This is a genomic window from Bifidobacterium sp. B4081, from assembly GCF_026537335.1.
In the GTDB taxonomy this organism is placed as follows: domain Bacteria; phylum Actinomycetota; class Actinomycetes; order Actinomycetales; family Bifidobacteriaceae; genus Bombiscardovia.
Genome location: NZ_JAFNMM010000001.1, coordinates 14626 through 37432, shown reverse-complemented (window position 1 = coordinate 37432; position 22807 = coordinate 14626). Strand labels below are relative to the sequence as shown.

At 53.9% G+C, this 22807-nt stretch carries 18 protein-coding genes; 13 read left to right on the top strand and 5 right to left on the bottom strand.

The window, feature by feature from the left end; genetic code table 11:
- Nucleotides 1–19 precede the first annotated feature (19 nt).
- From J3T92_RS00160 to J3T92_RS00150, 3 genes are read right to left on the bottom strand one after another with little or no spacing between them, the layout of a single operon-like run.
- Nucleotides 20–844, bottom strand: a complete 825-nt coding sequence (locus J3T92_RS00160; RefSeq protein WP_267399174.1) for an ABC transporter permease — start codon at nucleotides 842–844, stop codon at nucleotides 20–22.
- A 1-nt stretch (nucleotide 845) separates the two neighbouring features.
- A complete protein-coding gene (locus J3T92_RS00155; protein ID WP_267399173.1) occupies nucleotides 846–1682 on the bottom strand; it encodes a hypothetical protein in 837 nt (278 codons plus the stop codon).
- Nucleotides 1679–2374: a lantibiotic protection ABC transporter ATP-binding protein gene (locus tag J3T92_RS00150; protein ID WP_046323500.1), complete on the bottom strand. Its 696-nt coding sequence runs from the start codon at nucleotides 2372–2374 to the stop codon at nucleotides 1679–1681. Before J3T92_RS00150 ends, J3T92_RS00155 begins: the two co-directional genes overlap by 4 nt.
- Before the next feature lie 514 nt (nucleotides 2375–2888).
- Between J3T92_RS00150 and J3T92_RS00145 the strand changes: the two genes are divergently transcribed.
- The 13 genes from J3T92_RS00145 (at nucleotide 2889) to J3T92_RS00085 (ending at nucleotide 20043) form a co-directional block, all read left to right on the top strand.
- Nucleotides 2889–3239, top strand: a complete 351-nt coding sequence (locus J3T92_RS00145) for a hypothetical protein (RefSeq protein WP_267399171.1) — start codon at nucleotides 2889–2891, stop codon at nucleotides 3237–3239.
- A 214-nt stretch (nucleotides 3240–3453) separates the two neighbouring features.
- On the top strand, nucleotides 3454–4731 hold the full coding sequence (locus tag J3T92_RS00140) for a DNA cytosine methyltransferase (RefSeq protein WP_267399170.1): 1278 nt from the start codon (nucleotides 3454–3456) through the stop codon (nucleotides 4729–4731).
- Nucleotides 4731–7367 carry a DISARM system SNF2-like helicase DrmD gene (drmD, locus tag J3T92_RS00135; protein ID WP_267399169.1) on the top strand — a complete coding sequence of 879 codons (2637 nt, stop codon included), beginning with the start codon at nucleotides 4731–4733 and terminating at the stop codon, nucleotides 7365–7367. Before J3T92_RS00140 ends, drmD begins: the two co-directional genes overlap by 1 nt.
- 387 nt (nucleotides 7368–7754) lie before the next feature.
- The gene (locus tag J3T92_RS00130; protein ID WP_267399168.1) at nucleotides 7755–8183 is read left to right on the top strand and encodes a hypothetical protein; all 429 of its coding nucleotides are present in this window, start codon (nucleotides 7755–7757) and stop codon (nucleotides 8181–8183) included.
- A 324-nt stretch (nucleotides 8184–8507) separates the two neighbouring features.
- Complete coding sequence (drmA, locus tag J3T92_RS00125) at nucleotides 8508–11837, top strand: DISARM system helicase DrmA (RefSeq protein ID WP_267399167.1); 3330 nt, start codon at nucleotides 8508–8510, stop codon at nucleotides 11835–11837.
- Between the two features lies 1 nt (nucleotide 11838).
- On the top strand, nucleotides 11839–13614 hold the full coding sequence (gene drmB, locus J3T92_RS00120) for a DUF1998 domain-containing protein (RefSeq protein WP_267399166.1): 1776 nt from the start codon (nucleotides 11839–11841) through the stop codon (nucleotides 13612–13614).
- 23 nt (nucleotides 13615–13637) lie between these two features.
- A complete protein-coding gene (locus J3T92_RS00115) occupies nucleotides 13638–14255 on the top strand; it encodes a phospholipase D-like domain-containing protein (RefSeq protein WP_267399164.1) in 618 nt (205 codons plus the stop codon).
- A 617-nt stretch (nucleotides 14256–14872) separates the two neighbouring features.
- On the top strand, nucleotides 14873–15883 hold the full coding sequence (locus J3T92_RS00110; protein ID WP_267399162.1) for an iron-siderophore ABC transporter substrate-binding protein: 1011 nt from the start codon (nucleotides 14873–14875) through the stop codon (nucleotides 15881–15883).
- A gap of 88 nt (nucleotides 15884–15971) precedes the next feature.
- Nucleotides 15972–16361, top strand: a complete 390-nt coding sequence (locus J3T92_RS00105) for an iron chelate uptake ABC transporter family permease subunit (protein WP_267399161.1) — start codon at nucleotides 15972–15974, stop codon at nucleotides 16359–16361.
- Complete coding sequence (locus J3T92_RS00100) at nucleotides 16313–16954, top strand: FecCD family ABC transporter permease (RefSeq protein WP_267399160.1); 642 nt, start codon at nucleotides 16313–16315, stop codon at nucleotides 16952–16954. Before J3T92_RS00105 ends, J3T92_RS00100 begins: the two co-directional genes overlap by 49 nt.
- A 44-nt stretch (nucleotides 16955–16998) precedes the next feature.
- Nucleotides 16999–18015, top strand: a complete 1017-nt coding sequence (locus tag J3T92_RS00095; RefSeq protein WP_267399159.1) for a FecCD family ABC transporter permease — start codon at nucleotides 16999–17001, stop codon at nucleotides 18013–18015.
- A 5-nt stretch (nucleotides 18016–18020) separates the two neighbouring features.
- Nucleotides 18021–18884 (top strand): ABC transporter ATP-binding protein, encoded by an 864-nt coding sequence (locus tag J3T92_RS00090; protein WP_267399158.1) that lies wholly within the window; start codon nucleotides 18021–18023, stop codon nucleotides 18882–18884.
- 187 nt (nucleotides 18885–19071) lie between these two features.
- Entirely contained in the window at nucleotides 19072–20043 is a 972-nt protein-coding gene (locus J3T92_RS00085; RefSeq protein WP_267399157.1) for a siderophore-interacting protein, read from the top strand.
- A gap of 236 nt (nucleotides 20044–20279) precedes the next feature.
- Here J3T92_RS00085 and J3T92_RS00080 read toward each other — a convergent pair whose 3' ends face one another.
- Complete coding sequence (locus J3T92_RS00080; protein WP_267399156.1) at nucleotides 20280–20855, bottom strand: anthranilate synthase component II; 576 nt, start codon at nucleotides 20853–20855, stop codon at nucleotides 20280–20282.
- Nucleotides 20836–22452 (bottom strand): anthranilate synthase component I family protein, encoded by a 1617-nt coding sequence (locus J3T92_RS00075; protein WP_267399155.1) that lies wholly within the window; start codon nucleotides 22450–22452, stop codon nucleotides 20836–20838. The genes J3T92_RS00080 and J3T92_RS00075 overlap by 20 nt, the downstream gene beginning before the upstream one ends.
- Nucleotides 22453–22807 lie beyond the last annotated feature (355 nt).

Below are 22807 nucleotides of genomic sequence, written 5' to 3'. Positions count from 1 at the left end.
GGATGCCCTGCAATCCAGTCTAATCGCTGACCTTGCGCCGATCCTCGAACCTGCCGATCCAGAGCAGGATGGCCAGGCCCAAGGTCAGGGTGAGGACCAGGCAGGAGACCAGATTGTCCAGAGCCGTCACGCCGATTGAGGCACGCAGACCCTCCCCTCCCGGCATAGCCAAGGCCAGGGCCTGCTCGATCCCCAAGGAACCGAACCTGGTAGGCCAGGTGAAGGGTATCCACTGGCTGATTCCAGGAGTGCTCTCGACACCGGATAAAGTACGGCCGTAAAGGCCATTGAAGAGCCCACCGAGGGAACTGATGGATATTCCGGTGCCGAGGACCCCAATGGCGATGGTCGTGTTTCTGCCGAAGCGCAGGGCCAGAGCGATGAAGAAAAGGTAGAGGCAGAGGGAACCACCTGCCATGCCCAGGGTGGCGAACGCGAAAGCCGAGATTGGCGCGCCCAGTCCGCCGACCAGAGCCATGGGTAGGCAGTATGCCAGAGCCGCCAAGGCAAGAGCCAGCAGACCCAGAAACCAGAGCACCAAGATCTTGGCTGCTAGGCCCAGACGGCGGCTGGGAATCCCCAGAAGGTTGGCCATGTCGCCGGCCTCTCGCTCGGTTTCGATGTTTATGGCAACAACAATGGCGGCCATCAGGGGCATGAAGGCACCCAGAACCTGGAAGAAGGCATCGGTCTCCAGACCAGGATCATAGGGGGTTGCAGCGAAGTAGGCACCACAGACGAACCCAGCCGCCAGTCCGCAGACGACATGGATGGCGATAAGCACAGATCCATGCAATCGCACGATTTCCGAGGCCGCGACCCGGCCGACTGTCATTCCAGTCATGTCAGTTGGTCTCCTTCCGCGAGAACCAGATTCCCGTCAGGACGGACAGGAGCAGGAACCAGACCAGACAGGCGACCAAAGCCGTCAGGCTCTGCCCGCCAAAGACAGACAGCGCAGCCTTGATCGGGCTGTTGTCTTCGGCCTCCAGGGGCACGCCATCAGGCATGACCTTCATGAAAGGCACCGGCAGGTTGATCATGGCGGCGGACGGCAAGAAGGGCCATAGCCGTTGACTTCCCCAGAAGGTGATCGAGACCAGCAGGTCCGCCATGTAAGGCAGGCCGAACCCGATCAGAACGCCGAGTCGGGCGGTCAGCGCCAGTCCCGCCGGTATCATCCAGGAGCAGGCCAGGACCAGCATCAGGGCACTGACTACGAAGTCGACTACAGACGGTCCCCCGACCCCGGAAACGGCGACTATAAGTGCTGACAGACCCAGAGCCAGCAGGGTGGCGATGCCGACCAGAAGCAGACAGTAGACAATCTTGGCCCACCAGATCAGAGCGGGCGCAGCAGGCAGGGCCAGAATGGTCCTCCACCGCTGTTTGCTGTCAATGTTGGCCACGGCGACGCTTATCAGAGCAGTCATGGCTGGGAGGAGCAGGACATACCAGTAGTTGACCCAGGAGGGCATCCAGACATGCAGCCCGAACGCGAAGCAAGCCACGATGACAATGAGCACCAGAGGGAAAGCCAAGGCCATCCGCCTGGGCGCAGCCGACCGGCCCTTCATGATCTCCGCTGCCAGGATCCTGCCAAAGGGGATGCCGTTGCCCCTGGTTCTGACTCTTTCAGCCGTATCCTGCTGGACGAATTGGTTGGCATTCATGTTGCTCATCGCGACCTCCTGAGCACATCCATGAACAGCCCCTCCAGGTCCTCCCCGGCATGCAGCTCATTCTCGTAGGCCAGGCGGCCGTCGGCGATGATGCCGATGTGATCCGCCAGGATCGACACCTCGGAGAGGATATGGCTGGAGACGATCACGCTCATCCCCTGTTGCGGGAAGCTGCGAATCATCCCCCTCAGCTCCTCGATACCCAGCGGATCCAGTCCGTTGGTGGGCTCGTCCAGGATCAGCAGACGAGGTTTGGTCAGGATGGCGTTGGCTATCCCCAGACGCTGCTTCATGCCCAGGGAGAACTGCCCAGCCTTCTTGGAGCCCGTATCGCTCAGGCCAGCGATAGAGAGCGCCTGGTCGATCCGCTCATCGGGCAGGCCGAACAGGGTGGTGCGCACCTTGAGGTTCTGGCGGGCCGTCAGATTGGGGTAGACGGGCGGCTGCTCGATCAGGGCGCCGATGTCGTAAAGGTCCCGACGCGACCAAGGGTGTCCATCCAGGATCATCGATCCGCCAGTGGGGTGCAACATGCCCGTGACCATCTTCAAGGTGGTGGATTTGCCAGCCCCGTTTGGGCCCAGGAGCCCGTAGACTCCGCCCTCGGGGACGTGCAGGGACACCTGGTCGACGGCCCGCTGTCCGTGGCCGAAGACCTTGGTCAGCCCCTCGGTCCGCAATATGTAACGCATGGTCAGCTCCTATTCGTTTCCGTATGGCAGGAGCCAGACTAAAGAAAGAAAATAAAGAAAGATAAAGGCGGCGGAACTGATTCTCACGCCACCACTAAGTCAATGCGGTCATTCCATTCCTGCCAGCTTTACCAGACTGATTGATTTGATCATTCTCCATCCAGTTCAATAAACAAATACTGACATTGTAGATAAATATGATCTAGCCAGCAGCATGATCTGCATATTTGATATCGCACGCACAGGAGCATCTGGAACGCAAGGAATGCCAAATGCCAAGGAGAGCCAACAGGCGCGAAACTGCATAAGTGCATCTGGAGATAGTCAATGAATTACGAGGTTCTGCAGACGGCCATAATTCCAAGTCCTACCTTCTTGAACTGCTCTTCTACTAGCTCATATCTCAACAACCTGAGGGACTATCTTAATGTAGCCGAACACGTAGCATGCAATAGCTTATTTTGTCCATGCACAGATGTCTGACAAGTAGGCAGAACTCAGGCGCAGCAATAAGGTGACAGAAATAGTGTTTCGCATTCTCACCTCTGATCTGCTTATCAATGTACAGACTACTGCTGCTGCTCTCGCTGAAATTCTGGGCGAGGCCCTAGGAAGAGTATTTAAAAACACTTACGGATTAGCCTTAGGAACAGCAAGTGTAAAGAATTTTAAAGACCGCCCAATGGCATGGACTTCAACAGCAACAAACTTTGGCCCGACCATACCCGACCGCAACAAGATACTCAGTAGACTGCTGCGCGTTATTAGTAACATCCAGCTTGTAGTCGGTGACAATACTCAGGTAGACATCTTTGGCGATACTCATCAATTCCTGATGAACATGTACCCCTTTCAGGCAGACTAATCTGCTGGCGAGCTCCTTACGCCCCAAGAGGTCTTAGAACTGCCGTCCAGAATCACCGTAGCCGGCAATACCAACGTTAATAGGGTATAAGAATAGAAGGCTTTCATCGAGGTGAGGCGCGAAACAGGAAGGAGCACGACCAACAATCCCAATCGAGCATACCAGTCCTGTCCATACCGTACGGTAATAGAAACAAACATTGTAAGGAAAATGCATGCCACGGGCGGATCAGCAGAGTAACTGCAACTTTATAGATCTCTTCGCTGGGGCTGGAGGCCTGTCCGAGGGATTCCTTCAGGCAGGCTTCAAGCCGATTGCGCATGTCGAGATGAACAATTATGCCGCAAAGACGCTTGAAACCCGCAGTGCGTACTATCATCTGAAGGACACAGACAATCTCGCTCTTTACAAAAAATACCTTTCCGGGAGAATCTGCCGTGGTGAGTTAATGAAGCAGATCCCTGCAGCCGTGACAAAAACGGTTATCAACCAGACGTTGTCGGACGAAACACTTCCCTCAGTCTTCAAAACCATCGATGGCATCATGAAGATGCGCGACATTGAGAATGTAGACGTAATTGTTGGCGGTCCACCATGTCAAGCATACTCTATCGTCGGCAGAGCACAGAGCAGTCACATGGGGACCCCGATGAAGGACGATCCGCGCAACTACCTGTACAAGCTGTATGCACGATTCCTCAAGAAATACCAGCCGCGCATGTTCGTATTCGAGAACGTGACCGGCATCGAGACAGCCCAGGGCGGCACCATCTGGAAGAACCTGCAGAAGTACCTCAAGCGCGTCGGATACGAGATCGAATGCCGGGAGCAGAACGCGCAAAACTTCGGTGTGCTCCAGAACAGGCGGAGAATGATCATCGTCGGCTGGCTCAAGAACAGCGGCTTGGCATACCCGGACTTTGTGGGGAAAAGATCGGATGCAGTGGTGAACGACCTGTTCACTGACCTTCCGAAACTCCACCCCGGCGAAAGCAATAACACTTATTCGAAGAAGAGGCCGAGCAGATACGTGACTGAGACCGGCATCCGCACCAAGGACGATGTCCTGACCCTACAGAACTGCCGACCGAACATCGAGCGGGATATAAGGATATACGAGAGGGTCATAGAGCTGTGGGACGACGGGCATAAGCGTCTGAACTACAACGACCTACCTGAGGAGCTGAAGACGCACAAGAACCGCCGCTCCTTCATCGACCGCTTCAAGGTCGTCGAGGGAGACGAGCACTTCTGCCACACGATATTGGCGCATCTTTCCAAGGACGGCCACTACTTCATTCACCCGGATATTGACCAGCATCGGTCCATCACTGCGCGGGAAGCGGCACGCATACAGTCATTCCCCGACAGCTATTACTTCGAAGGGCCGCGAACATCACAGTTTGTGCAGATCGGCAACGCCGTGCCTCCTTTGATGGCAAAAGGCATCGCGAAGGGCATTTTCGCACAGCTTCAGGGGGGAGAACACTAATGGACAGTAGCGAAAACGAAAACCTGCTCATTAAGCAGTACGGCAGGTTCAAGCGCTTGCAGCTGGAAAAATCACCTTTTCACTTTCTTCTTGCCTACGAATCTCATATTGATCCGAACCCTCACCAAATCAACGCCTTCTGCGCTGCCATCGACGCAATGAAGACGGGCGGCATAGTGCTTGCCGACGAGGTTGGACTCGGAAAGACAATCGAAGCGGGACTCGTCCTGCGCTACATGCTGGAATCTGGGGCGAAAAAGATTCTGATAGTGCTCCCCGCCTCGCTCCGCAAGCAATGGGAGTTGGAACTTGAAGACAAATTTGATCTGAAATCCGTGATTCTGGATAGGCTCACGTTAGAACATGACGCGGGGGACTGGCACGAGAAGCTTGCTGACAAGCAGAACTTCCAGATCGTGATTACCTCCTACGACTACTCGTCGAAGTTGATGAAGCGGTTCCCTGACGTGAAATGGGATTTTCTTATTATTGATGAGGCACACAATCTGCGTAACCTGAACGGCACGAAGCGCGCGAAGAGACTGTATAATATTTCTGTTGGGATTCCCAAGATTCTTCTGACAGCGACGCCGTTGCAAAACTCCCTTATGGATCTGTACGGGCTGATCTCCTTCATCGATCCGAAAATCTTCGGCTCAGCACAAATATTCCGGCAGCGGTACATAAAGGATGAGAATTACGACGACCTTAAGCGCGAACTCGCTCCGGTGCTATACCGAACTCTTCGCAAAGACGTTGCAGACTATATGCACTTCGCGAGGAGAATCTGCAAGACCGTGGATTTCGAACTGTCACAAGACGAGATCGAGCTGTATGAACAGGTCAATCAGTTCCTCAAAAGGGATAATCTGTATTCCGTACCAGCCTCCAACCGCCGGCTGGTCATCCTTGTTATTCGCAAGCTCATGGCTTCATCCAGCTTCGCCTTGGTCGAGACATTCGAAGTGTTGAGAAAGCGGCTTGAGAAGCTGTATGAAGGTACGAAGTCGGCTGATGCGCAGGAGGGCTTCGATCTTTTCTGGAGCTTTGTCGAGGACGAGATCGACGAATCCGGCTTTGAAGAAATCGAAGATGAAGACACCGCCGCGCAAAAGTCGTGCATTCAAAATGAAATGGACGAGGTCAACGCGATCATCGATGCAGCGAAGCGACTAAAGACGAATTCCAAATTCACCGCTCTGAAGCAGGCGCTTGAGATCGGATTCTCATATCAGAGGGATAATGGCATAACACAGAAGGCCGTCGTATTCACAGAGTCAAAGCGGACACAGAAATACATTGCTGCTGAGCTACGCAGATCCGGATACAGCGAAGAAGACATTCTTCAATTCAACGGCGATTTCGACGATACCATGACCAAGAAAATCTACCGGACATGGCAGGTGAAGAACTTCGGGAACGCAAACTATGGACGGAGCGTCGAATATAAGCACGCCATTGTTGACTATTTCAAAGAGAACGCGAAGATACTCATTAGCACCGATGCCGGTTCCGAAGGTCTGAACTTACAATTCTGCAATATAGTCATCAACTACGATCTGCCATGGAACCCGATGAAGATAGAGCAAAGAATCGGCCGCTGCCATCGCTACGGGCAACAGAACGACGTGGTCGCCATCAACCTGTTAAACACGCAGAACGAAGCGGATAGGCGCGTCTACGAAATACTGTCAAAGAAGTTCGAACTGTTCGAGGGCGTGTTTGGTGCTTCTGACATTGCGCTCGGTGCGCTGGAATCCGGCACTAGCTTCGAGAAAACCGTGCTGGACATCTACCAGCGTTGCAATACGACAGCTGAATTCAATAAAGCGTTCGATAAGCTTGACAAGAAGTTAAACGCGAAGCGCGATAAAAAGGCGCGCAAGCTCCGCGACATCCTGCTCACGGAAAGCAGCGGCGCAAAGAAGCAGGCGCTCGAAGGAACAAGGAAGGACATCGACCGTTATCTTCGGGAAGTCAACTACTGGCGCAAGGTTCCCGAGCCCAAGGTATTCAAGGACACTCAGTACTGGAAGGTCGACGGCTGGGGCCAACAAGCCTTCGGCGCGCACGGCTACCTGTTTCTCGGCGCGATGTGCAATAACACCGACATCCTTTTCCCGGCACTCCTTCTGTGCGACCACGATGGGAAATACGTTGACTTTGATGAGGATGATCTAGTGCCGGAACTGGACAAGATCAACGATTCAGCCGTCCATTGTTTTAAACCGACCGACGAGGAAAACGAAATACTCCAGAGCGCACACGAGAATCTCGTCTCTGAGATGCTGAATAGACTCGAAGAGCAGACGGAACCTGTGCGGGAATACAACAGACACAAAATCGAAAACTGGATTCGCAACCAGAGTGAACAGCTCGTTATGGAGTACCAGAAAATGAGTGCGGAAGTCGAGGCTCTCCACGATGAAGAGCGGGCTTCGAACAATTTCTACGAAAAAATAGACATCAGAAAAAAGATAAAGCAGAAGGAGAAGAAGCTCGAGGAGTTCCACACTTCGTTCCATGAACGGGACAGTCAGTTCAGAGCCGAAGGCGAACGGGAAATAGCAGAGTTCAACAAGAACCTTGAGATCGACAATCCCATTCTTCTGATCAGCATCATACTGAAGTTTTAGAAGATACAGCCATACGGGAAAGAGAAAGGTTCGAGCTGGTTTAAGTCGGCAAATACAATGAGAAGAAACTTGTCGAACCACGCATTCTTATGCAGACTCCGAAGAAAACCGACGGTGACCCGGACAGCGGGAACATGCTGGGCCCCGGCGAAAACCTGACCACACTCCAATAAGTATGGCAGCAGGACCATGCTGGACGGTTAAATGAATTTTTATTGATTCGCCATACAACAAGGTTCCGTATTCAAACAATACGATGATGATGTATCATATTATTTGGTTATTCATGATGTAAGACCATCTCGATCTATTGCATGAATTGTTAGCAGACGATGGGCATCTGGATTCCATTGGACGATAATGAGGTCTTTTAGCCTAGGGGTTCTTATGGATGCGATCTTTGCAAAGGATACTGCATGGTTACTGTTACTTGGAGATCAATCAATAACAGCAACAATGATTCTAAACAGTTTTCGCTTGGCCATAATTACGCACTTGTTTATTCCAAAATCGAGGGATCCAAAACACAGAAACTCGGTAATGCCGGTCATATCAGGCAAACAAAGGTTGAAGAAAGCTTCTTCTTGGCCGAAAGAAGAATTAGTCCGCACCCCCCAAACCGGGAAAGCTCATTATAGAAGCGCTAAAAAAGCCACCAATGAATGCGAGCTCATACTGGATTCTTCTTTCGGAAGTGTTGCTAAAGTTGCAGTTGCACATAGAGTGAGACACAAGTGGGTAAAAAATCAAATTCGAAAACAGCACCTGCACCCATTGCAAACCCAGAACGGAGAGATTGTTCTCCATCCTCCTTGAGGAAGATTCAGACGTGTTCGGCTTGATTAAGCCACCGTTTAATCAGCTCGACTTGTTCTGGAAAGCTTGTCAACGGTACAGCCCTGACTCTCTCTTGGCAGCCACGACAGGGAAATACGTGGTCGAGGCCGGAGCACTCGACGAAGTCAATAACAAGAAGACTGCTTCCAAGGCGTGCGAGGGCATCCGGTGGCGCAGCTTCTCAGCAACAGCCAATCAAGACCAAACAACACGGGAGTACCGGCTGATTTCCCCTGACAATACTCATCCCGGAAACACTAGCAAATATACCCTCGGAACAGCACATTCCATAAAGGAGAACTAATGGCTGACAGATTCCAGTATGCCGAGGTACGGCAGAATATTATAGATGCAATCCGAACCGACCTAATCGGCCCATGCTCTTCTGAGGAAAAACTGGATGAGAATCCGCGCTACGCATACCTTGTCGGCAAGCTCGAACCGCGACGTGATGAGAATGCACCAGACGAAAACGAGCAGGAAATCGAAGCTGACATCGATCGCGACAAAGGCGAGGACTTTACTGCCAGTAAGGATGGCGACAACGAACCGATATCCACCACGAAATTTCAGCTGCCGTCATCCATCGGCATCAGCTTCTACGTGGAGAGCAGTCTCGACTGCGTCTGCCTGGATGTGACTTGGGGAGACTATGCAGAATCGACCGAAAAAGCCATCGACAAGGATGGAAAGGAACACAGACACACGGTATACAAGAGGATTCCTGAGGAGGAAACCGTCCAAGTAAAGTTCAGTGACTTCGGGCGCACAAAGGACTACCCGCTTGTGCAGGATTCAAATGTACATGTCCATGTGTCGCGCATCCCGCTGAAGGACGGGTATTCTCTCATAACTGCCTATGTTGTGAACAAGAGGAGCAATCCGTCCGGCGACGTCGAAGGACTGATGTTCCAGGTAGGAATCAAAGCTCATGCGGAGGACGAATCGGCGGTGTTTATCGCCGAACATATCTGCAGGAATGTTCTTGCGACTGATGAGTTCTACTTCGAACAGCGACCAATCATGGGACGCGGTAGAGGTTGCGCGGCCGTATGGGGAAATACTGTAAACGGCCGAACCAATTATGTTGAATCTGCATTCATTCCGGAATATGAGTATCCCGGTGTCAGTGCTGTACTCAGGGACTTCTCTTCTGAATATTTTTCGACTTGGCAGATGGCAGCCAAAGGTAAAAAGGCGGATACGCTGCACAAGCTGAACACGCTTGCCGACTCATACGAGAATTGGATTAAAGAAACGCTGGAAAGCAGCCCAAGGATGAATGATCAGGAATTCCAAGGGGAGGTCGGGAATCTCGTCATCGGCCACTGCCGGGACGCACTGCGAAGAATCCGGGACGGCATCCAGATCATTGAGACCGACGAGATTTCTTTTGAAGCGTTCAGCTTCATGAACAGCGTGATTTTCATGCAGAACAGCATCAAGAACTACGCGAAGAAGCACGGAAAAGGCATCGAATGCAATTTCGAAGAGTTTCTCAATCCAAATAACCCGAAGAACGAGTTCGCTTGGAGACCGTTCCAGATTGCCTTTATCTTGATGAATCTCAGGGGCATCGTGCATCCTGAAGATCCTGAGCGGGGAATCGTCGACCTGCTCTACTTCCCGACCGGCGGCGGAAAGACGGAGGCCTACCTTGGACTTATGGCCTTCACTATCGCCAACAGACGTCTGAGAGCTTCTGATGTTGACAAATACAATCATGACGGCGGCGTGACCATCATTTTGCGTTACACGCTCAGACTGCTAACGACACAGCAGCGTGACCGCATCACAAGGATGGTTGTAGCCGCAGAGCTTGTCAGGCAGAAAAGCTATCCCCGTTACGGATCGGGGCCAATCAGCATCGGTTTCTGGGTCGGAGGTGGGGTGACTCCAAACAAGTTCGAAGACTTGAGAGAAAGGCCGGGAAAATCTTACGAGACACAAAGCCAGAAAAATCTGCTTTACAAGCAGCTTCTTACCTGCCCACTCTGTGGCAGACCTCTCACAAAGGACGATTTTTATATCTCGCCAGACGAGAAATCCGTAGAAATATATTGCTCGGACAAGCACTGCAAGTTCTATAAATATCCAAATACCAGAGAGCGTGTCCCGATTCCGGTATACTTGGTTGATGAAGAAATCTACGCAAAATGTCCGACTATCATCTTGTCAACAGTCGACAAGTTCGCAAGGCTGCCATGGGACGTGAACACGAACGCTCTGTTCGGAAGAGTTGATCGCAAGTGCAGCCGCCATGGATATATTGCGATTGGTGTAAAACATCCGAAACACAGGAAGACAGCTAGTCTTCCTGCTGCAGAGGTTACGCCGGTGAAACCGTTTCTCCCTCCGGAGTTGATTATCCAAGACGAGCTTCATCTAATCACCGGGCCTCTTGGAACTATCTATGGTGCTTATGAAACAATTATTGAAGACATGTGCGCGCACGATGGAATCAAGCCAAAGTATGTGGTCTCCACGGCAACAATAAAAAACGCAGACAATCAGGCGAAAAGCTTATACGCCAGAAATACAACCAAGCAATTCCCTCCGAATGGCTTCGAGATCGGCGACAGCTTCTTTATACGTGAAATCCCTGTTGAAGAAGATCCATTCCGGAAATATGTCGGGATTTGTGCTCCTGGGCAGTCTATGAAGACGGCCTTGCTGAGAACTTATGCCATCATTCTGCAGGCAGCCTACACATTCTCCCTACAAGAAAAGTACAAGGACGTCATTGATCCGTACTACACCTTAATTGGATATTTCAACAGTATCCGAGAACTTGGAGGCACAGTCCGACTTCTGCAGGATGATATTCCTGACAGAATCAAGCGAATTCAAAAACGCTATCATTGCAAGAAACGACGTTTTCTGAATAAGAATGACGAAATAACATCTCGAATGTCGTCATGGAAAATACCAGAAAAACTCAACCAACTTGAGCTGCCATATACCGCAAAGGATTGCATTGACACAGCCCTTGCAACGAATATGATTGCAGCTGGTATGGATGTAGACCGGCTTGGACTTATGGTCGTTACGGGTCAGCCGAAGCAGAACTCCGAATACATCCAAGCGACAAGCCGTATAGGGCGTGCCCACCCAGGACTCGTCGTGACGCTGTATAACGCATACCGTCCGCGGGACCTTTCGCATTACGAGAACTTCACTGGCTACCATGCGCAGCTTTACAGGTTCGTCGAAGGGACAACTGCCACTCCGTTCTCTGCAAGAGCACGTGATCGTGTTCTACATGCACTTGTTATTTCCGCCATAAGACTTCTATACCCGGAAATGGCTGACAACAAGGATGCCGCGGCAATAAATTCTCTGTCACAAGATCAGATCAATGCTGTGAAGAAGATGATTCTTGACCGGATAAGGATCGTTAAGCCATCCGCAAGAGATGATACGAATGAAGAGATTGACCAATTCATCGATTGGTGGAAGTCAAAGGCAACGCAGGACGACAAGCCTCTTCGCTATTACGTTTTAGGAACCGAAAAATACAGCAGGCTTATGAACGGATATGAACAGCTTCATATCGAAAGCGAAAAGCCTACTTTGCGATCGATGCGCGATGTAGAAAGCACAGCAAATATGTACTACTACACGGAGGACTAATATGGCTGCATACTACAATAACAAACTTGGTGAGCTGCGTCCGAATCAGATCATTACAACTTTTGGACCGGGATCGGTTGTAGATGCGGTTAAAGACTCTGTGACTATCCTAGATATCTCGTACTGGAAGGACAAAGGAAAAAGGATAATAGACGGGCGGCTCGCATCCTATCTGAACGTTGATGCCTTCTACATGCCGAGAACTACTTCTGCACATGACATACCTGTCGTTACGTTCCCATACTGGCATGTTTGCTCCAGCATCAAATGTGGGAGGCTTTTTGATGCAAGAGAATGCATCAATCATGATCTTGACAAGTATTTGAAATTTGGCGCTAGCTGCCCAGATTGCGGCAGGCGTGCTTATCCTGCCCGTTTCATAACAATCTGCGAAAACGGTCATATGTCAGACTTCCCGTGGATATGGTGGGTTCATCGCGGGCATACTGATTGCAAAGGCAAAATGAAAATGTACTCCACCGGAAATACGTCCACACTGTCGGATATATGGGTGAAGTGCTCCTGCGGCATGTATAGAAGCATGAGCGGAGCCACACAGGCTGGGAACTTCGAAGGATTGCCGTGCTGCGGCATGCACCCATTCCGGCCACATAGTGGAAACAAACATTGCGAGAAACCGGCCATCCCTTCACAACGAGGCGCATCGAACGTGTACTTTGCCGTGACCAGAAGCGCCATATCTATTCCGCCGTGGATCAATCCCCTGTACAACCTGATAGACGAGCATCTTCGGGATATTGAACAGGCAAAAAAGATAGCTGTAAGACTCCTAGGCACTGAGGAAGATGGTCTTCAACAGATTTACGAAGACTACTTTCATGATTATTCACGCGAGGAATTTGATGCAGCCTATGAGCGGCGCATGAATAACATCAAAGAGTTCACGGAAATCAAGCGGATGGAGTATGAGGCCATAACGCATCATGATGATCCTACCTATCAGTCGAACAAGAAGCATTTCAAGGCTGAGGAAGACGCTTTGCCCGAATACTTCAAACACTACTTCAATCGGATCATTCGCATAACAAGACTGCGTGAAGTGCAGGTCCTTCTTGGCTTCACTCGAGTTGATGCTCCCGATCCTGATGCGGACGAACAGCCGAATGTCGTCTACCTAGCAAAAGGCAGGGATGAACGCTGGCTTCCTGCTGTGGAAGTAAACGGCGAAGGAATCTTCATTGAATTCAACAGGCAAACGCTTGCGAAGTGGCTGGATGAACCGGAAGTCAGCGAAATTTCGGGAGAATATACCGTCTCCTATAGGAAATACTGTGAGTCAAAGGGGTGGACGATAACAACGAATCGCAATGCCGTTTATGTCCTCATGCATACCTTTTCCCATCTTCTCATCAAGCAGATGGCTATGTCGTCGGGCTACTCCTCTTCAGCAATCAGGGAAAGAATCTACTTCGGCGATAAGATGGCAGGCGTTCTGCTCTACACGGGAAGTTCCGACAAGGAAGGTTCTCTAGGAGGTCTTGTGGAGCTCGGTACGGCAGACCAGATGACAAGCCTCATGAGGGACGCATTCCAAGAAGCCTTGGTATGCACGAACGATCCAGAGTGCATGAACACGCTTCCAGCAGGACAGAATTTAAACGGAGCTACGTGCCATTCATGCTGCATGATTTCAGAAACTGCTTGCGAGAATGGGAACCGCATGCTTGACCGGGGACTCGTGGTTCCCCTTTCGGAACGGGAGGAGACTTCATATTTTCGAGAGCTGGTGAATGAGCTGTGTCAGGTGGAGATGTAAAAAGAGAAATACTTCTGAACACTATGAGGGCAGATGCCGCCAATAGTACCAACAATGCCACAGACCTCCTGCGCAGACAGCATCCAAGCTTGTCACCTATAGATTGCGCAGAAATAGCTGAGACAATCCAGTCTGCTCTGAACACAGAAAGCGCTGACAGGGTCTCGCTTGTCGTGACAGCACCGCCGTCGTTCAGAATTCGCGCAAAACCGACGATGACCGTTGTCCGATCATTGATCGAAGGAGCAAAAAGAAACATTCTGATTACCGGATACGCGCTTTCCTCGTATTTCTCAGAACTTACAGACATCATTATTGACAAAAGCCTGAAAGGAATTTTCGTCAAGTTCTTCATTAACAACATCGCGAAACAGCCAGAAGCAGACAAATTGCTTCGGTACAAGGGTCACTTTCTCAAGATCTACGACTACAGCAATGAGGAAGATAAGATGGCAGCTTTGCACGCCAAAGTCATTTCTACGGATATGAAACAGACTTTGATTACATCGGCAAATCTGTCATACCACGGGCAAGAAGGAAACATTGAACTTGGAACACTGATTGAATCAGAGCACACAGCGAAACAACTCGATGAAGTAATAACACAGTTGATCTTCAAAAAAATATTCAAAGAAGTATGACACACGGGGGTGATGACGATGTCGGATATTCGGGCGAAGGAACAGCAGCAGGGCAGAACTGGATGGTTATTTACTTTGTATGCCATTCAAGCACATACAACCTTTCCATCAAGGATAAGGTCTTGTCAGAGCAGAGACATTGATAAGCTTGCATCCGTCTTTGAATGTTTTATGGATCTGGGACAAAATTAAGTACTAGCCTCCCTGAAAGACCTTGATATACGACGGTGCTCGCCGGGAATGATCCACCCCCTGCCAAGCACCTTTCCAATGATGTTCACTTGGAACCTCAGTGGGATCCATTGGCTCTTATCTACGCCACACTGAAGTGGTTGGAGATCAGCTACTGAGCAGCAGAGAAGCCTAAATTCATTAGGTTACCCACGGCTTTGATTTCAAAGACTCTATGGTCGACATTTGCCTGTCGGCCTTGCGTATGCTCCGTTTAACACACGCAACCAGGGAAATCAACTCTTTTCTTCCCGTCGCGCCGATGCTACATCTGGTAGCTGGCTCTGGTGCACCATGCCAATTCGACAGCACGATCAAAGGAACCACATGCACATTCGACCACTCTTTCCCTCGCTCGATTCAAGCGCGCTATCGCAGTAATCCTGGTGCTGGCAAGCGCCCTCTTCTTCCTGGGCGCCTGCGGATCGGGCTCGCAGACAGACCAGTCGAGCCAGTCAAAGGCCTCGGAAGGGCAGGGCTCCTTCCCCGTCAAGATCGATCATGTTTACGGCACCACCTCGATCCCTTCCAAGCCCAAGCGCATCGCCACCGTCGGATGGGCCACTCCCGACAACCTCATCGCTTTGGGGGTCGTGCCGGTCAGCATCCAGAAAAACTCCTTCGGCAAGACCGTGGATGGAGGGTATCTGCCCTGGACCAAGGATGCCCTGGATGAGATGCATGTGGCCAAGGCGGATATGCCCAAGCTGCATGACGAATCGGACGGCATCGATGTCGAGGCCATCGCCGCGTCCAAGCCCGATCTGATCATCGGCCTGCTCTCCGGCATGACCAAGAAACAGTATGACACCTTGAGCAAGATCGCGCCGACAATCGCCTATCAAGAGGTTGCCTGGGGCGACCCCTGGCGCAAGGTCATCACGTCCACGGCCAAGGCCATCGGAGAACCCGAAAAGGGCAAGCAGCTGATATCCGACCTGGAGGAGCGCATCTCAAAGGCCGGAGAGACCCAACCGGCCATCAAGGGCAAGACCGCGGCAGTTATGTATTTCGATGCCTCCAAGCTCTCTAAGTTCAGCGTCTACACCACCTCCGACGCCCGGCCTCAGTTCCTGAACGACCTCGGTATGGAGACTCCGGAGTCCATCAAGGAGGACTCCAAGAGCACCAAGAACTTCTACAAGGAGATCTCCTCCGAGCATGCCGACAGGTACAAGGATGTCGACATCATCGTTACCTACGGCACCCCGGACCTGCTTGAAGCGATGCGCAAGGACCCCCTCCTCTCCAAGATTCCCGCAGTTGAGCGCGGATCCGTCGTGGTCATCGACAATGACAGCGAGATGGCCAATGCCCTTGACCCCTCGGCCCTGTCCATCCAGAAAACGACCGACGCATACGCCCAACTCCTGGGCGAGGCTGCCGCCAAGGTCTGATCAAGCCGCAGGTGAGGGGATGAAAGAGGGAGAGGTGGCGCATATATGCGGTCGACGAGCAACCATGCATCGCAATGGAAACGGACCCATGGTCTTGTCCGGGCTGATTCTGGCGGTCTGCCTGGTCATGGTCTGCGCCCTGTCCCTGGTTTTCGGATCCCGTTCCGTCAGCCCCTCCGACATCCTCCACGCACTGTCCGCCTCCTCGGATGACATCGCAGTCTCGGCCATCCGCCTGAGAATCCCCCGCACCGTCCTCGGCCTCCTGGTCGGTGCCGGGCTCGGGGTGGCCGGGACCCTGATGCAGGGCATATCACGCAATCCACTGGCGGACCCGTCGATTCTGGGTTTCAATACGGGGGCGGCCCTGGCGATCGTCTGCTCCATAGCCTTCTTCTCCCTATCGACCCCGGCCCAGAGTATGTCTGGGTGGGACTGCTGGGCAGTGCGACGACCGCACTGGTCGTCTGGGCCATAGGCTCCCTGGGGCCATCCGGTCCATCTCCGCTACGGCTGACCCTGGCCGGTATCGTGATCAGTTCGGTACTGGGGTCTCTTACCTCCGCCATCCTTTTGCCGCGCGTCAATGTCATCAGCTCTTATCGCTTCTGGCAGGTGGGCGGAATCTCCGGCGCCCGGTTCGACCTCATGATGCCGGTCCTGCCTCTTCTCGCTCTTGGACTGATACTCGCCTTCTGCCTGACGCCCGGAATCAACGCCTTGACCCTGGGTGATCAGATGGCCGAAGGACTGGGTATGCACGTCGGACGTGTCCGCAGCCTGGCCTGGCTTGCGGCGATACTCCTCTGCGCCTCCTGTACGGCACTGGCGGGTCCGATTGGCTTCGTCGGGTTGGTGGTCCCCCATGTGGCACGACTGCTCATAGGACCCGACTACAGGCGGATCATGGCCCTGAGCATCCTCATCGGCCCCCTTCTGGTGGTTGGCGCCGACGTGGTGGGCAGGATAATCACCCGTCCATCCGATGTGGAGGTCGGCATCGTCACGGCACTGATTGGGGCTCCCGTATTCGTGATTCTGGCCGGGCGCAGAAGAACCGCGGAGGTATAGGCATGGATGCTTGCCTTCTTCATGACTCGCATAGACCCGATGCGATGACCGACCTGCAACGGATACGACGGACCCATACCGTTCGTTCACTGGCAGTCGCCATCCTGCTTGTGGTACTCCTGGTTGCTCTCGCGCTGTCCGACCTGGTTCTGGGACACCGCACATACTCCATGAGCGACCTGATTGGAGCACTTCTGGGGCAGGGAGACGAAGGGACCTGGTTCGTGATTCTCCAACTGCGCATGCCCAGGGCACTGATCGGCTGCGCCGCCGGCATCGCATTCGGCATGGCCGGAATTGGTTTCCAACACCTCCTGCGCAACATGATGGCCAGCCCGGATATCATCGGCATCACGGCAGGAGCCAACACGGCCGCCATCTTCGGCATTGTCGTATTGGGCCTGTCGGGCATGCCCTTGGCCTGCCTGGCGGTCATGGGCGGTCTCCTGACAGCCCTCCTGGTCATGGCCCTGGCCTGGCGCGGTTCGTTCGACCCGACCCGGCTGATACTGATCGGAATCGGAGTGGCCGCAGGGTTCAATGCTCTGGGTTCCTGGCTGATGGTTCGCAGCAACCAATGGGACATCCAGGCAGCAACCCGGTGGCTGACGGGCAGCCTGGCCGATGCCCAGTGGTCCGATCTACCCATATTGGCAACAACAACCCTGGTCGGCGCCATGCTCCTGCTGGCACTCGACAGGAATGTCAGCACACTGCAGCTGGGACCGGAGATGGCCGCCGGACTGGGAGTCAGGGTAAGCCGTGTCCAGTTCGAGGTGATTATCGTGGGTGTGCTGCTCCTGGCTGTCGCAACGGCGACCACCGGTCCCATCTCCTTTGTTTCGTTCCTCTCCGGCCCAATCGCCGCAGTCCTGGTTGGGCGGGGAGCATCGGCCCTTATCCAGTCGGCCTTGGTGGGAGGTTGCCTGGTTCTGGGGTCGGACATCGTCGCCCAACATCTGCCCACAACCCAGGTGCCGGTCGGCATCATCACCAGCATTGTGGGCGGACCCGTCTTCATCCTGATCATGGTCCTCATGACCCGCAGACAGGAGCTCTGACCATCATGACATCATCTCCGGCATACGACGCTTGGAGCAGCACGCATAGGCTGACCGCCTCGCACCTTCGCCTCACCTATGGCGGACGTACGGTCATCGAGGACCTGAGTCTGGATATACCCCCACACACGATAGGGTCCATCATCGGACCCAACGGGTGCGGAAAATCAACCTTCCTCAAGGCCATGGCCAGGATACTGAAACCAGCCTCGGGGACCGTCATGCTGGACGGAGAACCCATCACCAGCATGCCCACCCGCAAGGTTGCAACGATTCTGGGGTTACTGCCGCAGAACCCGTCGGCACCCGCAGGCATCACCATCGCCGACCTGGTCGCTCGCGGCCGATACCCCCACCACCACTTCGTCGAGCGGTGGACGACCAAGGACGAAAAGGCGGTGGAACGGGCCCTCGCCCTGACCGGACTGACCGATATGGCGGGGTGCCCAATCGACCGCCTGTCCGGAGGCCAACGCCAGCGCGCCTGGATTGCCTTGACCCTCGCCCAGCAGACCAACATACTCCTTCTAGACGAACCGACCACTTATCTCGACATCGCCTACCAGCTTGAGGTACTTGACTTGCTGAGCACCCTGAACAGGCAGGAGGGCGTCACGGTGGTCATGGTTCTCCACGACCTGAACATGGCCGCCAGATATTCGGATTGGATCCTGGCCATCAAGGATGGCAGGAGAATCGCTTTGGGCGCTCCAGACGAGGTCATGACCGAGAGCCTGGTCACGGAAGTATTCGACATCGCATCCACCATGGTGAAGGATGAATCCACCGGCACCCCGTTGATGACACCAGCGCCCCTCCATAGTCTTTCAGCTCACTCTGGCGGGGCTTGTAATGCACACGTACACTGAGATGACTCGGCAGGACGACACCAAACAATCCGAAGATGTAAAGCCCCTCGTCCCGCCCCCACATCGCTTACCCCGACGTCCCAAACCGCAAAGCCTTAAACCACAAAGTCTCAAACCGCTACAACCTGAACGACGACAACCCGACACCAAGGCCAACCCATAAATCCCAACCGAAAGAGAACCAGCCATGGAACACCAAGCCAACAATCATCCTGTACCCTTGATCCCCTTCCGTGTCTCCGTAGCTAGAGCGGAAACGCTCTCGCCACACTTCAAGCGGATCGTCTTCCAAGGACCGGATCTGAGGATTTTTGCAGACGCTGGCTACGATGAGCGAATCAAAATCCTTCTGCCCCTTCCCGACGGATCCGTGCCGTCCCCTTCCTTCTTCGAGGCGACCCCTGAAGATCCGCTTGCTTGGTACCGAAAGTGGAGGACCCTGCCCGCAGAGCGCCGCAATCCCCTGCGCACCTATACGGTTCGCGAGGTCAGACCCGAGAGCGAGCAAATCGATGTAGACTTCGTCATCCACGACCATGCCGGACCGGCTGGAGCCTTTGCAGAGGCTGCAAAACCTGGCGACCAGACCATCATCATCGGCCCCAATTCACAGGCCGGGGGACCGGTCGCTGGGATGGACTTTCACCCAGGCCAATCCAGACATCTCCTCCTGGTGGGCGACGAGACAGCGGTACCAGCCATCGCCGCCATAATGGACAGCCTGATTCGTGACCACTGGCAGGGAGAGGGGGCGGCAGTGATTGAAGTCCCGACCGAAGAGGATCGTCTTCCACTGCCCGAGCATGAAGGAATCCGCATAATTTGGACGACCTGCGACGAATCCGGGCATGGGCACGCCCTCACTGAAGCCATGCGCAACCTACTGGAGGACCTGCCAATCCATCCGCCTACGGCCGCAGCCGCTGAATCCTCCAAGGAATTCACAGAGGTCGATATCGACAAAGAATTGCTCTGGGAGACTGCCGATGCCGCCCAAGCCGATACCTCCATTCGGGCCGACGACCTGTACGCCTGGATCGCCGGAGAGGCGGCCACCGTCCGCGAGCTGAGACGCATGCTGGTCAGAGACCGAGGAATGGACCGGCGCAACGTCTCTTTCATGGGTTATTGGCGCCAGGGCCGCAGCGAGATGTCCTGACCGCCGAACCTCACACTCGGGCGGCTATCCACCTTTGTCCTCCCTGACCTGTGAGTTTAGAGAGCGGTCGCACAAGTTTCCCTGACCGTGTGAGCATCAAGTCATGAGCTGCCGAATCGACTCCGCCGCAGCATCTTGCCGGACTTACGCAGAGAGGTCACTGGCCTTGCTTGCTGAATGGCGGATTGCGGGAGAAAACAACCCGGTTCGGTCCTGATGAAACAGTCCCTGTCAAATCAGCCGCAATACTCCTGGAAGAAATTAGCGATCACCTGGTGACCATACTGACTGCCGATGCTCTCGGGGTGGAACTGGACGCCCTCCATGAGCGACCTGTCCCGCCTCAGACCCATCACATAGCCATCCAGAAGCGAGCGCGCGCTGATCTCCAGATCGGCGACCTGACTGACCGAGGCCTCGTCAGCAACCAGGGAATGGTATCTAGTCACATCGAAGGTATCAGGCAGACCCTTGAAGCAGCCTTTCCCGTCGTTGCTTATCCCGCTCACCTTGCCATGCTGACGACTGGAGGCCCTGACCACACGGGCTCCAGCGTGTACCGCGATGGCCTGCATGCCCAGACAGATGCCGAAGACCGGCTTCCGTCCTGCCACCTGGTCAAGAAGCTCTAGGTAACCGCAGTCCTCCGGGCGCCCTGGTCCGGGGCCCAGAATGACTGCATCAAAGGCGAGCGGATCCACGTGCGCAAGATGGTTCACCCGGACGATGGTCGTATCGGCGCCCAACAAGTCCACGTAATTCTTGACCACGTAGACGAAACTGTCGAAGGCATCAACCAGCAAGACTTTCATGGGCCAGCTCCTTTCCGGTAATGGCCAGGTAGGCCGAACTCATTTTCTTCATGGTCTCCTGCCACTCGCTCTCAGGCTGGGAGTCCTCGACGATCCCGGCCGAGGCGCGCAGGTGATAGCTGCCGGAATGGTAGGAGGCTGTCCGTATGCACAGTGCGGTCAGGACCTGACCGTCAAATCCGAGGAAGCCCACAGCTCCGGCATATACCCCGCGCGAACTGACCTCGGTCTCCTCAATGATCTCCACGGCGCGCACCTTGGGGGTACCCGTCATGGTGCCGGCAGGGAAGGCGGCCGAGAAGACATCGTACTTGTCCAAGCCAGGCCGGATCCGGCCGACCACATCCGAGACCATGTGAATGACGTGGGAGTAGACCTCGATAGTCATCAGCCGGTCCACCTCCAAGGATTCAGGAGTGCAGCACCTGGCTACGTCGTTGCGGCCCAGGTCCACCAGCATCAGGTGCTCGGCCCGTTCCTTGGGGTCGCCAGTCAGCTGCCTGATGGCCGCCTGGCGGGCCTCTCCCTCTCTGGGATTGCCGACCGTTCCGGCGATGGGCCGCAGGGTTATGTCACCATCAGGAGTCAGCCCGATAAAGAGCTCGGGGCTAGCGCCGATGACATGCACCCCCTGGGGAGTCACGAAGTAGTACATATAGGGGGACGGATCCTGCAGACGCAACCGCTGATAGACCTGGAAGGGCGGGATACGAGAATCCACTTGGATCTCATGCCCGAGCTGGAGCTGATAGACATCGCCCTGGGCTATGTGCTCCTTGCCCTTGGCAAACCACTGATAGAAACGGTCCCGATCGATCGTGTCGCGGGCCTCGTATGGATAGTCCGGCTCAATGCCACCCTGGATGCCGGTCTGGGCAGCATCCGATTCAGGAGATTTCCCCGGCGATGCGTCGGATTGGAGCAACCCCAGGACATTTTCCAAGGACGCGGATCCATGCCCGGGTTCATCGCTCTCCATTGCCGCATTCCGGGCCTGTGCATCAGACCATACAGAAGATCCTCGCTCTGGAATGTCACACTCGGCAGTATCCCCTTCGACATGAATCAAAGTGGCGCAGTGGTCGCCGGCCTTCAGATCCAAAGTGATGATTCCCCGATAAAGCGTCAACGAGATGACTGGCAAGGCCGCGTCCCTAGGTATGCGCTCCTCCAGATCCTCGATCATGAAGATGGTGTCATACCCGAAGTAACCAAACCAGCCCATCCCGAAGGGGCCTTCGTGGTCGCCGCTGATGACAAAGGAGGATTCCAGCCGCCGCAGCACTGCAAAGACCTCCTGGATGTCGGGGGCCGGATGATGAACCACCCCCTGCTCAGTCCGGCCAAAGGGCTCCAGCATCCCAGTCAGCTGAGCATTGCCCGAAGGATCAATGGTCATGACATGGTCCGTCACGCTCAGGGTCAGCAGGGGCTCGAACCCGATAACTGAGCGATTCCGGTCCTTATCGGGGCCGCTCAAAGACTCCAGAAGGAAGAGCTGATCCTCCCGATAACTGGTGCACAGCCGCCTGTAGATGGCCAGGGCATCGAGGTCGCTGGAGAACCGGCGAGATTCCATAGTTACGTTGATAGTCATTAGGGCACGTCCTAGGTCAAATACTGCGGATTGAAAACGGCAACAAAACCCCACCTGGTGCCAATTCAGTACGCCATGGATATGGATTTCCTATGGCAGCATGTCCGCAGATGATAAAAGAGCAACCTCAAACACTGAGGTAAATATATGAATCAGAAGAAGAACCGGCTAAAACATCAACGCCATCGGGCATCGACATAGAAAAAGACACCCTTGGGCAGCCAAGGCTTCAGTGATGTCGTTTTCTCCATGGCCACGATGCTAGAGCACCCATATGCATACGACCAACTATTATCCATAATTCGGACACAATCTGTCCACATCGATGGAACTCGCCCTGAAAGCGACAGGTCGG

Excerpts from the sequence above, each read along its gene's own strand:
- J3T92_RS00160 (WP_267399174.1), bottom strand. The coding sequence starts at position 844 with ATGACTGGAATGACAGTCGGCCGGGTCGCGGCCTCGGAAATCGTGCGA.
- J3T92_RS00155 (WP_267399173.1), bottom strand. The coding sequence starts at position 1,682 with ATGAGCAACATGAATGCCAACCAATTCGTCCAGCAGGATACGGCTGAA.
- J3T92_RS00150 (WP_046323500.1), bottom strand. The coding sequence starts at position 2,374 with ATGCGTTACATATTGCGGACCGAGGGGCTGACCAAGGTCTTCGGCCAC.
- J3T92_RS00140 (WP_267399170.1), top strand. The coding sequence starts at position 3,454 with ATGCCACGGGCGGATCAGCAGAGTAACTGCAACTTTATAGATCTCTTC.
- drmD (WP_267399169.1), top strand. The coding sequence starts at position 4,731 with ATGGACAGTAGCGAAAACGAAAACCTGCTCATTAAGCAGTACGGCAGG.
- J3T92_RS00130 (WP_267399168.1), top strand. The coding sequence starts at position 7,755 with ATGGATGCGATCTTTGCAAAGGATACTGCATGGTTACTGTTACTTGGA.
- drmA (WP_267399167.1), top strand. The coding sequence starts at position 8,508 with ATGGCTGACAGATTCCAGTATGCCGAGGTACGGCAGAATATTATAGAT.
- drmB (WP_267399166.1), top strand. The coding sequence starts at position 11,839 with ATGGCTGCATACTACAATAACAAACTTGGTGAGCTGCGTCCGAATCAG.
- J3T92_RS00115 (WP_267399164.1), top strand. The coding sequence starts at position 13,638 with ATGAGGGCAGATGCCGCCAATAGTACCAACAATGCCACAGACCTCCTG.
- J3T92_RS00105 (WP_267399161.1), top strand. The coding sequence starts at position 15,972 with ATGGTCTTGTCCGGGCTGATTCTGGCGGTCTGCCTGGTCATGGTCTGC.
- J3T92_RS00095 (WP_267399159.1), top strand. The coding sequence starts at position 16,999 with ATGACCGACCTGCAACGGATACGACGGACCCATACCGTTCGTTCACTG.
- J3T92_RS00090 (WP_267399158.1), top strand. The coding sequence starts at position 18,021 with ATGACATCATCTCCGGCATACGACGCTTGGAGCAGCACGCATAGGCTG.
- J3T92_RS00085 (WP_267399157.1), top strand. The coding sequence starts at position 19,072 with ATGGAACACCAAGCCAACAATCATCCTGTACCCTTGATCCCCTTCCGT.
- J3T92_RS00080 (WP_267399156.1), bottom strand. The coding sequence starts at position 20,855 with ATGAAAGTCTTGCTGGTTGATGCCTTCGACAGTTTCGTCTACGTGGTC.
- J3T92_RS00075 (WP_267399155.1), bottom strand. The coding sequence starts at position 22,452 with ATGACTATCAACGTAACTATGGAATCTCGCCGGTTCTCCAGCGACCTC.